10 protein-coding genes are annotated in these 13,131 nt (G+C 67.3%); 8 read left to right on the forward strand and 2 right to left on the reverse strand.

Annotated elements, in window-relative coordinates:
- The 4 genes from QNJ30_07600 to QNJ30_07615 form a co-directional block, all read left to right on the forward strand.
- Positions 1-1,151 (forward strand): SUMF1/EgtB/PvdO family nonheme iron enzyme (locus QNJ30_07600; GenBank protein ID MDJ0943312.1); only part of this gene is annotated, 1,151 nt, incomplete at its 5' end.
- Positions 1,152-1,252: 101 nt separating this feature from the next.
- A complete protein-coding gene (locus QNJ30_07605; GenBank protein MDJ0943313.1) occupies positions 1,253-2,713 on the forward strand; it encodes a tetratricopeptide repeat protein in 1,461 nt (486 codons plus the stop codon).
- Between the two features lie 26 nt (positions 2,714-2,739).
- Positions 2,740-3,600 (forward strand): dienelactone hydrolase family protein, encoded by an 861-nt coding sequence (locus QNJ30_07610; GenBank protein ID MDJ0943314.1) that lies wholly within the window; start codon positions 2,740-2,742, stop codon positions 3,598-3,600.
- Positions 3,597-4,565 (forward strand): tetratricopeptide repeat protein, encoded by a 969-nt coding sequence (locus QNJ30_07615; GenBank protein ID MDJ0943315.1) that lies wholly within the window; start codon positions 3,597-3,599, stop codon positions 4,563-4,565. The genes QNJ30_07610 and QNJ30_07615 overlap by 4 nt, the downstream gene beginning before the upstream one ends.
- A 140-nt stretch (positions 4,566-4,705) precedes the next feature.
- On the opposite strand, the gene QNJ30_07620 is transcribed toward QNJ30_07615, so the two are convergent.
- Positions 4,706-5,527, reverse strand: a complete 822-nt coding sequence (locus tag QNJ30_07620) for a hypothetical protein (GenBank protein ID MDJ0943316.1) — start codon at positions 5,525-5,527, stop codon at positions 4,706-4,708.
- A gap of 472 nt (positions 5,528-5,999) precedes the next feature.
- Between QNJ30_07620 and QNJ30_07625 the strand changes: the two genes are divergently transcribed.
- Positions 6,000-8,087 (forward strand): protein kinase, encoded by a 2,088-nt coding sequence (locus QNJ30_07625; protein MDJ0943317.1) that lies wholly within the window; start codon positions 6,000-6,002, stop codon positions 8,085-8,087.
- A gap of 71 nt (positions 8,088-8,158) precedes the next feature.
- Here the strand turns inward: QNJ30_07625 and QNJ30_07630 are convergent, their stop codons facing one another.
- Positions 8,159-9,523, reverse strand: coding sequence for a tetratricopeptide repeat protein (locus tag QNJ30_07630; GenBank protein ID MDJ0943318.1), 1,365 nt, complete (start codon positions 9,521-9,523; stop codon positions 8,159-8,161).
- A 369-nt stretch (positions 9,524-9,892) separates the two neighbouring features.
- Between QNJ30_07630 and tssA the strand changes: the two genes are divergently transcribed.
- The 3 genes from tssA to tssC all read left to right on the forward strand — a co-directional run bounded on the left by tssA (position 9,893) and on the right by tssC (position 13,096).
- Positions 9,893-10,945 (forward strand): type VI secretion system protein TssA, encoded by a 1,053-nt coding sequence (gene tssA / locus QNJ30_07635; protein ID MDJ0943319.1) that lies wholly within the window; start codon positions 9,893-9,895, stop codon positions 10,943-10,945.
- A gap of 122 nt (positions 10,946-11,067) precedes the next feature.
- Positions 11,068-11,607 carry a type VI secretion system contractile sheath small subunit gene (gene tssB / locus QNJ30_07640; GenBank protein ID MDJ0943320.1) on the forward strand — a complete coding sequence of 180 codons (540 nt, stop codon included), beginning with the start codon at positions 11,068-11,070 and terminating at the stop codon, positions 11,605-11,607.
- The gene (tssC, locus tag QNJ30_07645; protein ID MDJ0943321.1) at positions 11,600-13,096 is read left to right on the forward strand and encodes a type VI secretion system contractile sheath large subunit; all 1,497 of its coding nucleotides are present in this window, start codon (positions 11,600-11,602) and stop codon (positions 13,094-13,096) included. Before tssB ends, tssC begins: the two co-directional genes overlap by 8 nt.
- The last annotated feature ends 35 nt before the right edge of the window (positions 13,097-13,131 follow it).

The following is a 13,131-nucleotide window of genomic DNA, read 5'->3' on the forward strand; positions in this document are numbered from 1 at the left end:
GACGGGAAGCCGAGGCGCAGGCCCGCCGGGAGGAGGAGCTGGCACGGCAGGAAGCGCAGCGTGCAGCAGAGGAACAGGCCCGTCGTGAGACGGAAGCCCGGCAGCAGGCGGAGGAACAGGCGCGCCGGGAGGAGGCGCGCCGGGAGGAGGCTCGGCGGGAGGCGGAGCAGGCAAGGCGGGAGGCGGAGGAAAGGAAAAGGCGGGAAGCGCAGGCGGCACCTCCGGCGGTGGCGCGCATCGAGCCCGAGACGCCGAGGCCGAGGACGAAACCGCAGTCTCCGCCGGCGCTGGATCGTCGTCCGCCGTCACTCACCATGAACCCCGCACCGGCCAATCCGCTTCAGACCGCTGCGCGGCCACTGGCGCCGGCCCTCCCTCTCACCCCCCCGAAGGACAGACCCGCTCGGGCGTTCAAGCCCGGTGAGACCTTTAGTGACTGCGACCTCTGCCCGGAGATGGTCGTCCTGCCGCCCGGCAGGTTCAGAATGGGCAGCAGCCCCGATCAGGGCGGCTACAATCGCTACGAGGGACCGGTTCACGAAGTGCAGATCGGACGGTCCTTCGCGATCGGCAGGTTCGAGGTCACCTTCGAGGAATGGGACGCCTGTGTCGCAGACGGCGGCTGCGCGCATCGGCCGAAGGATTCCGGCTGGGGCCGGGGCAGGCGGCCGGTGGTCGATGTGTCCTGGGAGCATGCGCAGGCCTATGTCGCCTGGTTGTCCGGAAGGACCGGCGCCGAGTACCGGCTGCCGTCGGAGGCCGAGTGGGAGTACGCGGCCGGGAGCGGACAGGGGACGACCTACCCCTGGGGCAGCGAGCTGGTGCTCAACAAGGCGAACTGCTGGAAGTGCGGTAGCAACTGGGGCAACAAGCGGACCGCCCCGGTCGGCCGCTTTGAACCGAACCCCTTTGGTCTGCACGACGTGGCGGGTAATGTGTGGGAGTGGACCCAGGATTGCTGGAACAAGTCCTACGACGGCGCCCCGGGGGACGGGAGCTCCTGGGCGACGGGCAACTGCAACCTGCGGGTCCTGAAGGGCGGCGCGTGGATGACGGACCCCGACTCGATCCGGGTGGCCAACCGGAACAAGCAGAACACCCGCTTCAAGAAGGATTTCGTCGGCTTCAGGGTTGTGCGTGCGATCGACTAGCTGGAGTGCAGGGTAGAGGGCCCGGAACGACGCCTGGAGGGCTTCGTCCCGCCGGTTCCGAGAGATCCGCAGGAGTTTCAGCAGGCCCTGGGGGAGGGCTGATGACCAAGCGTTCTTGTTGGCCGGCTGTCGTGTCGATGCTGATGGCCGTCCTGATCTGGTCCGGGGCCCTGGCCGACGACTTCGCCGAGGGTCTCGCGGCCTATGACCGGGGCGACTACGGCGGCGCGATGGCGCTCTGGCTTCCCCTGGCCCGGGCGGGCAATGTCGACGCCCAGAACAACCTGGGCTGGATGTACGAGCACGGGCAGGGCGTGGACGCGGACCCTGCCAAGGCGCTCTACTGGTACGGTCAGGCCGCGAAAGCCAGTCCGCTCGGCGAAAAGAACCTGGAAAGGCTTCGCGCCGCGGCGCAGGCGCAGCCTGACCCAGCGATGGAGGCGGCGCCGGGCGACCACGCTGCCCCGGCCTCCGCGGTCACCGGGTCCGGGGCCGCCCCGCGCGATCCGGCGGAAGAGGCCTTCCGTGAAGGCCTAGCGGCTTTCAACGCGGGCGACTTCCGGCAGGCCCGGGCGACGTGGGAGGACGCCGCGGCGCAAGGCCACGGCGAGGCGCAAGCCAATCTCGCCTGGCTCTACGAGACGGGCTTGGGCGGCGAGCGGGATCCGGATCGATCGGCCCAGTTGTATCGCCAGGCGGGAAAGGAAGTCCCGAACTCGCAGGAGGCCGTCCCGCGGCCCGCCGCGCGTCCACCCCGGCCACAGCCGGCCGGGGCGCAGGCCCGGGTCCCGATCGGCGACCCGCCGCAGGACGTCACCAAACCGGGAGGGTCGGGCTTCGACGACGGGCTGGCGGCCTACGACCGGGGCGACCACGCCGAGGCCTACAGGATCTGGCTGGCCCTGGCCGAGCGCGGCGTTCCCGACGCGCAGAACAACCTCGGCTGGCTGCTGGAGAACGGCCAAGGTGCCGACCGCGACCTCGAGGAAGCACTTCGCTGGTATCGGCTGGCGGCCGGCAGCGATCCACGCTGGCAAGAGAACGTCGAGCGCGTCGAGCGCGCCCTGGCCCGCGCTTCTCCCTCGGCCGGCCGCCCCGGGGACCAGGCGCCCCTCGGGACGAAGGAAGCCCCGGGGCCAGGGCTCTACACCACCTTGTTCCAGCGCGCCATGAGCGCCTTCGAAGGCCGCGACTACGCAACGGCCCAGCCGCTGTTCGAGAGACTCGCGCAAGCGGGCTTCATCAAGGCCCAGACCAATCTCGGATTCCTCTATGCGAACGGGCTCGGAGTCGAGAGGGACGACGGCCTCGCACGCTACTGGTACCTCACCGCGGCCCGGCAGGGAGAAGTCTACGCCCAGAACAACCTGGCCACGATGCTGGCCTCCGGCCTGGGGGGTGAGATCGATTTCGTCGAGGCCTACAAGTGGTACAGTCTTTCTGCAGCGGAAGGCCACGCGGAGGCGGCGGCGAACAAGTCAGCCTTGGAAGCCCTGATGAAACCCGACGAAGTCGCGCAGGCGGAAGGCAGGATCAGAGCCTTCCGACGCGGCGCAGAGTGATGCGGACCAGGCCTAAGAGGGCGGCCTTGCGCGGCCTCCTCGCGTGTCTTTTCTGCGCTCTTGCCATCGACGCAAGCCTTGCCGAGACCGGCACGGGGGCGAAGCCGGGCGCCGCCGCGGTCGAGATGACCTGGCGCGCGGCCCGCGTCGGCTTGCCCAACGGCATCGCCGGCGACTTCGCGGTGATCGGCAGGATGGACGAGGCGCGCGTCGGGGCGGCCTGGAGGACGGCCCGCGCCGCCTCGAAGGTGCCGATGGTCGTGCTTCTCCACGGCTGCTCGGGGATCATGAATGAAGAGGACAACTTCCTCTATCTGCTGACCCTGGAAGGCTACGCGGTCGTGATGCCCGACAGCTTCAAGCGGCGCGGGCGGCGGGCCCTCTGCGACGTCGAAGGGAAGTCCGCGCGGATCGATCCGCAGGTCTACGCCTACCGGCTCGAGGAGCTGGAATTCGCCCTGCGGCAGGTCGGCGCATTGACGTGGGTGGATCGCCGGCGGATCTACCTCATAGGCTTCAGCGAGGGGGGTGTCGCCGTCGCCAAATACCAGGGCAGCGCGGCCGCCGGCCTGGTGATCGTCGGCTGGCACTGCCAGGGCGACGGGGTGCTCCATGGCCTGAGATCGCCGGAAAGCACCCCGGTCCTGGCCCTGATCATGGAGAACGACCCCTGGTACGGCGCCTTTCGCGGCCGGCATTGCGGCCAGGTGTTCGGCAAGCGCCGCGGCTCGAAGTCGATCACTTTGGCCGGCAACGGACACGCCGTATTGAGCGGGTCGGGGGTCGAGGCCTCGCGGGCGGCGAAGCAGGCGATCCTCGGATTCCTGAGGGACACGGCGACAGCACGCTTGGCTCCGGCCACAGATGGCCTCGAGGGATCAAAATGAAGAAGCTCCTTTCGGTCTCCCTCTGCCTTGCCGCAGGCATGATGGCTTCGCTGACCGGCGCCAGGGCGGCACCGTCCTCGGAGTGCGACCGCCTGGGCGCAAATCCCGATGATCCCAGCCGCGTGTCGCCGGGCGTCTACTGGTCGGTTCTCGACGGCAACGCCGCCGAGGCGGCTTGCCGCCGGGCGCTTGAGCAGGACCCCACTGAAGTTCGTTTCGTCTACCAGTACGGTCGGGCGCTTGCGAGGCTCGACCGCAACGACGAAGCCATCGCTTATCTGTCCCAAGCGGCCGAAGCGGGATATCTCATCGCCTACACGACCCTGGGTGCCATATTCCACTTCGTGACCTTGGACTATGCCGAGGCGGCAAGCTGGTATCGGCAAGGAGCGGAGCTCGGATCGCCGTCGGCCCAGGTGCTTCTGGGTGACCTTTATCGAAGGGGTCGCGGGATAGAGAAGGACCCGAAGGCGGCTCTCGCCTGGTATCGCAAGGCGGCGGATGGAGGCTATCCGCTTGCCTACAGCAAGATCGGAGAGCTCTACGAACGCGGCATCGGGCTGTCGAAGGATGCGCGCAGCGCCGCGGCCTGGTACCGCCGCGGGGCGGAGCAGGACCTGCCGCGGGCCCAGCATGCCCTGGGCCTGCTCTATCTCGCCGGAAAGGGGGTGCCGAAGGACGAGGAGCAGGCCGCCGACTGGCTGCAACGCGCGGCCGACCAGGGATTCGGCAACGCGCAGCTGGCCTTGGCGGAACTCCTGGCCTCCCGGGCTGGGCCGGGAGACCTCAAGATGGCCTACTTCTGGTACACGATCGCGTCCAGGCACCGCTCCGAGAAGGTCAGCGCCGCGGGTCAGGCGGGCAGGATGGACCTGAGATCCGGCCTGACGTCTCAAGAGCGCAAAGAGGTGCGCGCCTTGGCCGCCAAATGGCGGCAAAAGCTGATCTTACCGCCCATGCAATAGTCGATCACCGGCCGGGTCGAACTGCCTTCGAGCAGACACCCCGGCGCGCGCATCGACCGGCGCCGACAGCCTGATCTTACCCACCGGGGCTTTGCGCTTCGGAAGCTTGCTTGCGACGGCCCGATGCCGTCAGGGCCGTCTTACCAGGGGCCGCCGTCGTCGCCCCCGTCGTCGCCACCGTCCGAACCGCCGGCACCGCCGCTGCCGCCGCCGGCACCGGCATCGCCTCCGCCGCCGCCGCCGCCGTCGCCGCCACCACCATCGCTACCGCCGCGATAGGTGTCGTCGTATCCGGTGGCCGCAGAGCCAGCACCGAGACCGGCCGAGCGCAGGGACGCATCCAGACGCGCCCTGAGATCGAGCGCGGCCTCGACGACCGGATCCGGGTCGGTGCCGACCTGGTCTTGGTCCGGCACGTCGAGGACCCGCCGGACGAGCCTTTGGTCGGCGTCGCTCAGAGTTGTGCCGGCGGCGGGAAGCGGATCCGGGATGCCGCGGCTGATCTGAGCGACCCTTGGGAAGTAGGCCAGCGAGTCGGCGGAATAGAACTTCAATGTGACCCGTTCGGCGGCGCGCACCATCCAGGCATGCGTGAACTCGCTGGGCGCGATGATGCCGTCGCCGTTGGAGTCGTAGTCCTCGACCCATTCCAGGTCGTCGCTCAGATCGGAGACATTGACGGGATAGATCGGAAGTCCCTCGGCATCGAGCGGCAGGTTCCGCTGTCCGCCGATGGCATCCAGGTAGGTGGTCAGTCTGCCGTCCGGCTCGATGAGGACGTATCTTTCGATCGCCACGACCTCGACGTCCTCCTCGACAAAAGCTTGCGAAGAGGCGCTGTCGTGGGAGCTAAACTGGGAACAGCTGGTCAGTGCCAAGCCGGCAAGGACGACGCCTGACTGGCCAAACGCGATCCAGCGCGCAACACGCGGTCTTTTCATCGTTTCCCCCCGAATTTTCATCTAGAGATGAGTGGCTTGCAAAGCGGTGTCGCTCGCTCGCTCTCCCTTGAACGACGGCAAAACCGAAACGAGGCGAAACCGTCTTTCGCACCTCACCTGAAAGTATACAGGAATGCGCTGTGTCAGGCCATGAGACCATCGGTTTAACCTCGGACTTGCGCCCTTCGTGATACTGCCGTTTGCCGGTCTTCGCCGGGCAGAAACGACCACGCAATGGCTCGGCGTCGCCTTCGGTGGAGCCGGTCGATGGTCCCCTCGCAATCGGAAGAGCCATTTCACGGCACCCCTTGCGGCGACGCGATCGCGGATCGCTCTTGCTGCGAGGTCCGGGCCGCAGGCAGAGGCCTGTCCGAGCCTCGCTCCGACAGACACCGCTTCACCGGATGATCGTAGCGTTCAGTTTCTCGCCGGCCTGTGCTAATTCTCACGCCAGCCGCTCGGCCCACTCTGGAAGATCTTGACCGGAGATCCATTGGATCCGGAAAAAGGCCCTTTGTGTGGGCCGTTCGGGGCCCGGCGACGCACGCGCTTTGGAGGCCGTCGCGCAGTCGAAGCCATGGTTGAAGCCTATCATCTGAACGCGCTGCCGCCTGGGACGATGCTCCAGGAGTACGAGGTCCTTCGTGTTCTGGGCGAGGGCGGCTTCGGGATTGTGTACCTGACGAAGGGTCGCTACCTGGACGATCTGGTTGCGATCAAGGAGTACCTGCCGGCGCAGCTTGCGACGCGTGTGGACGGGACGACGATCACGCCGACGTCGTCGGCGAACCAGGAGTTTTTCAGCTGGGGGCGTCAGAAGTTCCTGGAGGAGGCGCGGATGCTCTCGCAGCTGAGCAGCCCGCGGCCGCATCCGAACATCGTCGCGGTGCGGCGCTTCTTCGAGCTTCACGGGACCGCCTACCTGGTGATGGACTACGAGCAGGGGGAGGCGCTGTCGGTTCTTCTGGAGCGCGAGGGCTGCCTGGAGGAGGCGCATCTTGCAGCGCTGACCGAGGCGCTGCTGGACGGTCTTGAGACGGTGCACGCAGCCGGGATCACGCACCGGGACATCAAGCCGAGCAACATCCTGGTGCGGGCGGACGGGACGCCGGTTCTGCTGGACTTCGGGGCGGCGCGTCTGGCGCTGGGGGAGCGGACGCAGTCGAGCTTCAACGCGGTGTCTCCGGCCTATGCGGCGCCGGAGCAGCTGATGGGCTCGGAGAAGGTTGGTCCCTGGACCGACCTCTACGGGCTGGGGGCGACGCTCTACCGTGCGGCGACGGGTCGTCTGCCGCAGCCAGCGGTGGAGCGTCTTGTGGAGGAGGGCCATCTTCCGGCTTCGGAGCTGGCGGGAGCGGGCTACACGGCGGGTCTGTTGCGGGCGATCGACGCGGCGCTGGCGCTGCGTGCGGAGGATCGGCCGCAGTCGGTCTCGCAGTGGCGGGCCCTGATGGCGGCGCCGGGTGTATCGGCGAGCGAGCGCACGGTGGTGCTGGGGGCGGGCGCCCCGGCGGCGGGCCCGGGTCCGGTGTCGGGGGGTGAAGGCGGGACCGCGGTGCCGCGGCGGCGCACGCTGGCGGCGGCCTTGGGGATCGGCGCCTTGGTGGTGGCGCTGGGCGCGGCGCTCGGCGCCTACCAGTTCGGAGGCTGGGGCGCGGGCGAGCCACCCCAGGCCGAGGAGCAGGAGACGCCGGCGGCCCGGCAGGCCGCGCAGGAGGCGGAGCGGCAGGCGCAGGAACAGGCCCGCCTGGCGGCGGACCGTGCCCGCTGGGAGGCGGAGGCCCGGCGGCAAGCCGAGGCCCAGCGGCAAGCCGAGGAGCGCGCCCGCCTTGAGGAAGCCCAGCGCCGGGCGCAGGAGCAGGCCCGCCGGGAGGCGGAGGCCCGGCGACAGGCCGAGGCCCAGCGCGAGGCGGAGGAAGAGGCCCGGCGACGAGCCGAGGAGCAGGCGCGTCTGGAGGAAGCCCAGCGGCAAGCGGAAGAGCAGGCTCGACGGGAAGCCGAGGCGCAGGCCCGCCGGGAGGAGGAGCTGGCACGGCAGGAAGCGCAGCGTGCAGCAGAGGAACAGGCCCGTCGTGAGACGGAAGCCCGGCAGCAGGCGGAGGAACAGGCGCGCCGGGATGCGGCGGCGGCGGCGGCGCGGCTGAAGGCGAAGGAGCAGCTCCGCCTCGCGGCCCAAGAGGAGGCCCAGCGCTACGCCGAGGCCCAGCAGCCGGAGGCGACGCAAGAGAGGGCAGAGCCGGGCGAAAACGCAGCGCAGGAGGCACGGCTTCGGGCGGAAGCCGCAGAAGCGGACATTGAGCGCCGGATCGCAGAACTGCGGACCTATGTGGAACAGAACAGGACGATGGCCGAACGCCAGTTCAAAGCCTTCGTCGCCGAGGGGAAGGTGCTCGAATTCAGAGAGCGCTTCGGCCGGGTCCTTTCCTTCGGCGATATCGTCTTCGAGAACTCCGAGTACCGTTTGGACGTGCATTACACCTACTGCCGGACCGAGCGCGGCGGCTGCCAGACGACCTCACGACAGTCGCGTTTCGCGGTCCGCCTGGAAGACGGCAAACTGCTGTTTCGGACCATCCTCTGACGCCAGCGTCGGCCCGCCGCGCGAGGCGGAACTGACGGACATTCGAGCAAACCCGGTCAAATGAGTTTTTGTCAGCGCTCCGTGGTACAAGGCCGCTTGGCGGCGAGGACCACGAGGCCTTCGACCGCTTGGCCGTGTTCCATCCGAAGCTCGGCGCAGTCCAGAGAGCGGAGCGCCAAGCCGGCGCGGTTCAGACCGGCTCGGACGTAGTCGTCGGCATGGGCATAACGTCCGCTCGGAGTCAGCCGGTAGCCGAGTTCCTCTGCGCCCGCCCCGGCCCGCTCGACGGTGAAGGCGACCAGGCCCCCGGGGCGGAGCGACGCCGCAAAGCCGCTCAACGCGGCCTCGAGATCGCCGAAGTAGACGAGGGTATCGACGCAGACGGCGAGGTCGTAGGCGGCCGGGCGGGTCGGCAGATAGCCGGCCAGCTCGGCCTCGACCAGTTCGTCGTAGATTTTCCGCCTTCGGGCCTTGGCCAGCATCTCGGGCGAGAGATCGAGCCCGATGAGGCGCCGCGCGTAGGGGCGGAGAAGCGGGCCGCAAAGGCCGGTACCGCAACCGGCGTCCAGGACGTCGAGGCTGGCGTCGGGCTCGAGCTGCGCACCGAGGGCCCGGACCACCAAGTCCGGGGCTTGGTAGCGCAGGCGCTTGAGCTGGCCGTCGAAATTGTCGGCGAAGGCGGCGAAGAGCCCCCGGACATAGTCGTCCGAGGCCCGGGACGGCGGCGTCTCTCCTTTGTAGGCGGTGAGCAGATGGGTCGCGACCGGGTGCGCGGGCTCGAGCTCGAGCCAGCTCTCGAGGGCCTTCAGCGCGTCGTCCTTTCGACCCAGGCGCCAGAAGCTCTCGCTCAGCGGTCGGTAGGCCAGCGTGTAGCCGCGATGCGCCGCGATGACCCCCTGAAAGAGCTCGGCGGCCTCCTTCGGGCGATCCTGGGCCAGGCGAAGGTTGCCCAGGTTGTAGGCCGCGTCGACGAGCTCCGGATCGCGGGCGAGAGCTTCCTCGTAGGCCCGCGCGGCATCTTCCGGCCGGCCCTGGTCGCGGTAGATGATGCCCAAGTTGTTGTAGGCGTTGGCATTCGAAGGGTCCAGCTCCAAGGCCTTGCGGTAGTGGTCGATCGCCTCTTCCCTTCGTCCCTCGATCTTCAGGATGTTTGCCAGGTTGTTTCGGACGTCCGCGAAGTCCGGAGCGCTGGCGATGCTCCGGCGCAGGAGGCCGATGGCCCTTTTCGTGTCGCCCGTCTGATAGTGAACCATCCCGAGCAGGTGGAGGGCGTCGGCATTGTCTGGCGCGACCCGGAGGATTCGGTGGTACACTTCGGCGGCGGCAGCCAGATCGCCCGTTTTGTGGATGGAGCGCCCGAGCTGTAGGGCGTCCCGGATCGTCACGGCCCCTCGCTGCTCGCTGCCCGGTCCTTCGCCCGATGTCTCGGCTGCCATTCCTGCCCCCGGCGCCGCCCGGAACGCGCCCCCGAGCCCCGTCGTTTGGCCGTCCCGCTCAGAGCGTCAGGCTAGATCAAACGCCGCTCGAATGGAATCGACCCGTAGGAGGCAAATCGATCGCTCTATCGTTCAGAAAGCCCAATCGGCCTTCGCCTGAAGGCGGGCGCGCGGCGACAGGGCCAAGGCGCGGACCCTTCGGGGGGCCCTCGCTTCGTTTCGAGCTGCGGGATCCGACGACGTTCTCAGGGCGCGCTTTTTTTGCTAAGAAGCCTTCAAGCCGAAGGGGACTCAAGGCCGCCCATGCCGAGGGGCCGCGGACCGCGGTGCCGGCGGGATCCGGGCGGCAAGCCGCAGGGGGAGCGGTGGATGCCTGAACTGAAGGTTGACGACCTGCTGCAGGAGGTTTCCGCGGACCAACCCTGCGGAGAGAATCTCGAATACGATCCCGATTTCATCGCGCTCGACGAGGCCGCAAGGGACAAGGCGGCGCCCATGCTGGGGGAGGGCTCAGCCGAAGCGGTGGACTGGGCCGCGGTCGAGGAGCAGGCGACTTCCCTCTTCGCCAGGACCAAGGACCTGCGGGTCGCCCTGCACCTGGCCAGGGCGGCGCTCAACCTCAGGGGACTGCCGGGGTTCCTGGAGAGCCTCAGACTGATCCACGGCTGTTTAGACCGCTATTGGGAGCCGGTGCACCCGCAGCTGGATCCGGCCGACGACCTGGATCCGACCGTCCGCCTCAACATCCTGGAAGGCCTAAGCAATCCGGACACCTTCCTGCACGATCTGAAGGCCTCCCGTCTCGTGGTCTCGCCCACCTTCGGGCCGGTGAGCTATCGCGAGGTCGCGATCGCGAACGGCGAGATCTCGCCGACCGGCGAGGACGACTCCGGTGCGCTCGGCGCCGCGGAGATCAACGCCGCCTTCCTCGAATGCGATCTGGAGGAGCTGCGGCTCGCGGCCGAGGCGGGCGGTGCGCTGGTGCAGATCGTCGAGGACATCGAAGCGAAGGTCGCCGAACAGGTGGGCGCCCAGAATGCGCCGAACTTCGAGAGTTTGAGGGCAAGCCTGCTGCCGATCCGAGGTCTGCTCGCCGAGAAGCTCTCCGCGCGCGGGGGCGATGACGGCGCTCGGGAGGCGGCCGCGGCCGGGGAGGCGGATCAGGGCCCGGACGTTCCAACAGCACCCGCAGCGGGGCCAATTGGCGTAGTAAAAACCCGGCAAGACGTCGTCCGTCTATTGGACATGATCTGCGAATATTATGCGCGCAACGAGCCTTCCAGCCCGGTGCCGCTCCTTCTCAAGAGGGCTAAGGGCCTGGTGGCAAAGGAATTTATTGATATTCTGCGCGATCTGGTGCCGGACGCGGTCGGCGAAGCCGAACGGATTCGCGGCTCCGAAGGCACAGACGGAAGCCAGTAGCTGTTTAAGTTGCTTAACATTACTCTTTTGCTCGGGCATGATAAGGCTACAAGAAGAGGGCTGAGGCAGGGAGCCGAGCTTTCCTCGAATGGGGGTTCTTGGAACGGAGGAGGGTTCCAGCCATGGCGTCGCAAAGCAGCCAGAAATTCATCGCGCGCAACAGGGCGCCGCGCGTCCAGATCGAATACGACGTCGAAGTCTACGGCGCCGAGAAGAAGGTCCAGATCCCCTTCGTCATGGGCGTGATGGCGGACCTATCCGGCAAGCCCGAGGAGGCGCTGCCCGCGGTCGCGGAGCGCAAGTTCCTCGAGATCGACGTCGACAATTTCAACGACAGGCTGAAGGCCGCGAAGCCGCGGGTCGCCTTTCAGGTGCCGAACACCTTGACCGGCGACGGCAACCTCAGCGTGGACATCACGTTCGAGAGCCTGGACGATTTCTCCCCGGCCGCCGTGGCCAAGAAGGTCGGCGCGCTCCGCAAGCTTCTCGATGCGCGGACCCAGCTCTCGAACCTCATCACTTACATGGATGGCAAGACCGGTGCAGAGCAGCTGATCGCCAAGGCCGTCCAGGATCCCACGTTGCTGCAGTCTCTTGTCGCCGCTCCAAAGCCTGAAGGCGAGGACGACGAGGGCTCGTCAGAGGAGGCAAAAGATGGCTGAAGCGAAGGTCGAGACTGAAGCCCAGCCAGGTGCGGAAGCGCTCAGCACGGACGACTTCACCAGCCTGCTCAGCAAGGAATTCCGGCCCAAGTCGGACCGGGCGCGCGAGGCGGTGGAGACCGCGGTCCAAACCCTCGCGGAATACGTCCTCCGCGACGAGGCCGTCATTTCGGCCGACGTGGTCCATTCGATCGAAGGGATCATCGCCGAGATCGACCGCAAGCTGACCGAACAGATCAACCTGATCATTCACAATGAGGATTTCCAGAAGCTCGAAGGCTCCTGGCGCGGCCTGCACTACTTGGTAAACAACACCGAGACCGACGAGATGCTGAAGATCCGCGTGATGGACATCTCGAAGAAGGATCTGCACAGCACGCTCAAGAAGTTCAAGGGCACCGCCTGGGACCAGAGTCCCGTCTTCAAGAAGGTCTACGAGGAGGAATACGGGCAGTTCGGCGGCGAGCCTTACGGCTGCATCGTCGGCGACTACAGCTTCGGCCACTCGCCCATGGACGTCGAGTTCCTGGGCGAGATGTCCAAGGTCTGCGCCGCGGCGCACACGCCCTTCATCGCCGGGGCGGATCCGATGGTCATGCAGATGGATACCTGGCAGGAGCTGACCAATCCGAGGGACCTGACCAAGATCTTTCAGACCGCGGAATATGCCGGTTGGCGTTCGCTCCGGGAGTCCGAGGATTCGCGCTACGTCGGTCTTGCCATGCCGAGGTTTCTTGCGCGCCTGCCCTATGGCGCCAAGACCGACCCGGTCGACGAGTTCGATTTCGAGGAGTCGACGGACGGCTCGGACCACCAGAAGTACTGCTGGGCGAATTCCGCCTTTGCGATGGCGACCAACATCACCCGGTCCTACAAGTTCTTCGGCTGGTGCTCGCGGATCCGCGGCGTGGAGTCCGGCGGCGCCGTCGAAGGCCTCCCGGCGCACACCTTTCCGACCGACGACGGCGGCGTCGACATGAAATGCCCGACCGAGATCGCGATCTCGGACCGGCGCGAGGCCGAGCTGGCCAAGAACGGCTTCATGCCGCTCATCCACAAGAAGAACAGCGACTTTGCGGCCTTCATCGGTGCGCAATCGCTGCAGAAGCCGGCCGAGTACGACGATCCCGACGCGACCGCGAACGCCAACCTTTCGGCGCGTCTGCCCTACATGTTCGCCATCTGCCGCTTCGCCCATTACCTCAAGTGCATCGTCCGCGACAAGATCGGCTCCTTCAAGGAGCGGGAGGACATGGAGCGCTGGCTCAACCGCTGGATCATGCAATACGTCGACGGCGATCCGGCGAACTCGACGGAGGAGACAAAGGCACGAAAGCCCTTGGCTGCGGCCGAGGTGGTCGTGGAAGAGGTCGAGGGCAATCCCGGCTACTACCGTTCGAATTTCTACCTCAGGCCGCATTATCAGCTTGAAGGCCTGACCGTTTCACTGCGACTCGTCTCAAAACTGCCATCGGTCAAGGGATCGTAGCGACCTCAGCGATCCTGGCGCAAAAAAAAATAGCG

Source organism: Kiloniellales bacterium, assembly GCA_030066685.1.
In the GTDB taxonomy this organism is placed as follows: domain Bacteria; phylum Pseudomonadota; class Alphaproteobacteria; order Kiloniellales; family JAKSBE01; genus JAKSBE01.

Excerpts from the sequence above, each read along its gene's own strand:
- QNJ30_07630 (MDJ0943318.1), bottom strand. The coding sequence starts at position 9,523 with ATGGCAGCCGAGACATCGGGCGAAGGACCGGGCAGCGAGCAGCGAGGG.
- tssA (MDJ0943319.1), top strand. The coding sequence starts at position 9,893 with ATGCCTGAACTGAAGGTTGACGACCTGCTGCAGGAGGTTTCCGCGGAC.
- QNJ30_07615 (MDJ0943315.1), top strand. The coding sequence starts at position 3,597 with ATGAAGAAGCTCCTTTCGGTCTCCCTCTGCCTTGCCGCAGGCATGATG.
- tssC (MDJ0943321.1), top strand. The coding sequence starts at position 11,600 with ATGGCTGAAGCGAAGGTCGAGACTGAAGCCCAGCCAGGTGCGGAAGCG.
- tssB (MDJ0943320.1), top strand. The coding sequence starts at position 11,068 with ATGGCGTCGCAAAGCAGCCAGAAATTCATCGCGCGCAACAGGGCGCCG.
- QNJ30_07605 (MDJ0943313.1), top strand. The coding sequence starts at position 1,253 with ATGACCAAGCGTTCTTGTTGGCCGGCTGTCGTGTCGATGCTGATGGCC.
- QNJ30_07620 (MDJ0943316.1), bottom strand. The coding sequence starts at position 5,527 with ATGAAAATTCGGGGGGAAACGATGAAAAGACCGCGTGTTGCGCGCTGG.